1 protein-coding gene is annotated in these 1373 nt (G+C 66.3%); it reads right to left on the reverse strand.

Going from position 1 to position 1373, the window contains the following annotated elements:
• Positions 1–42: 42 nt before the first annotated feature.
• Complete coding sequence (locus tag RF637_RS13775) at positions 43–1293, reverse strand: IS256 family transposase (RefSeq protein ID WP_368845123.1); 1251 nt, start codon at positions 1291–1293, stop codon at positions 43–45.
• Positions 1294–1373: the final 80 nt, after the last annotated feature.

Below are 1373 nucleotides of genomic sequence, written 5' to 3' on the forward strand. Positions count from 1 at the left end.
GGGACTGTCCGATAAACGGTGTGTGGGGCCCGGCGGTTCTCATCAGTGAGTGGTTCTCTCGAACCGTCCGGCGAAGGTGATCGCGAACGCGTTCAGCGCCGGCTTCCACCTCATCACCCAGCGTGCTCTACCGCCACCGCTCGGATCAAGAGATCTGGTGACGAGGTAGAGGCACTTCAGCGCAGCAGCCTCATTCGGGAAGTGCCCGCGCGCCCGCACCGCCCGCCGGTAACGGGCGTTGATCGACTCGATCGCGTTCGTCGTGCAGATCACCCGGCGGATCTCCACGTCGTACTCCAGGAACGGCACGAATTCCGCCCAGGAGCTCTCCCACAGCTGCACGATCGCCGGATACCGCTGGCCCCACTCGGCTTTGAACTCGGTGAACCGGTCCTTCGCCGCGGCCTCGGACGGGGCCGTGTAGACCGGCTTGAGCGCCTTGGCGATCCCGTCGCGGTGTTGGCGGCCGGCGTAGCGGAAGCTGTTGCGGATCAGGTGCACGATGCACTGCTGAACCACCGTCTGCGTCCAGGTGGTGTTGATCGCCTCCGGCAGGCCCTTGAGTCCGTCACAGACGGCGATGAGCACGTCCTCGACGCCCCGATTCTTCAGCTCGGAGAAGACCTGCAGCCAGAACCGGGCGCCCTCGGCGCCGTCACCGGCCCAGATCCCGAGGATGTCGCGTTCCCCGTGCACGGTGACGCCCATGACGACGTAGAACGGGGTGTTGCGCACCTGCCCGTCGCGGACTTTGACCACGATCGCGTCGACGAAGAGCACCGGGTAGAGCGGGTCCAGGGGGCGCGAAGACCACTCGGCCAGCTCGCCGGCGACCTTCTCGGTGATCCGGCTGATGGTGTCCTTGGAGACCCTGGCCCCGTAGACCTCCTCGAAGTGCGCCGCGATCTCCCCGGTGGTCAGCCCGCGGGCCGACAGGGAGAGGACGATCTGATCGATCCCGTCCAGGCGCCGCTTGCGCTTGGGCACGATCACCGGCTCGAAGGACCCGTCCCGGTCCCGAGGCACCTCGATCTCGACGGGGCCGATCTCGGTCAGCACGGTCTTCACTCGGGTCCCGTTGCGCATGTTGGCCGCGATCGGGGTCTGCCCGTGGTCGTGGCCCAGGTGTTCGGTCAGTTCGGCTTCCAGGGCGGTTTCCAGGACGTTCTTCGTCAGCTGGTTCAGCAGCCCGCCCGGGCCGACCAGGCTCACGCCTTGCTCCTTCGCCTGGGCCAGCAGCCGCTCGGCGAGGTCCTTCTGATCGATGATCTCTCCCGTCACGGGATCGATCATCTCCTCTGTCCTGTCTGTCGTGAAGTCGGTCACGGCCGTCTCCTTTCGGATCAGGCCGGACCCTCACACACCGTTTTTCT

The organism is Kocuria sp. CPCC 204721 (genome assembly GCF_040980945.1).
GTDB lineage: Bacteria > Actinomycetota > Actinomycetes > Actinomycetales > Micrococcaceae > Kocuria > Kocuria marina.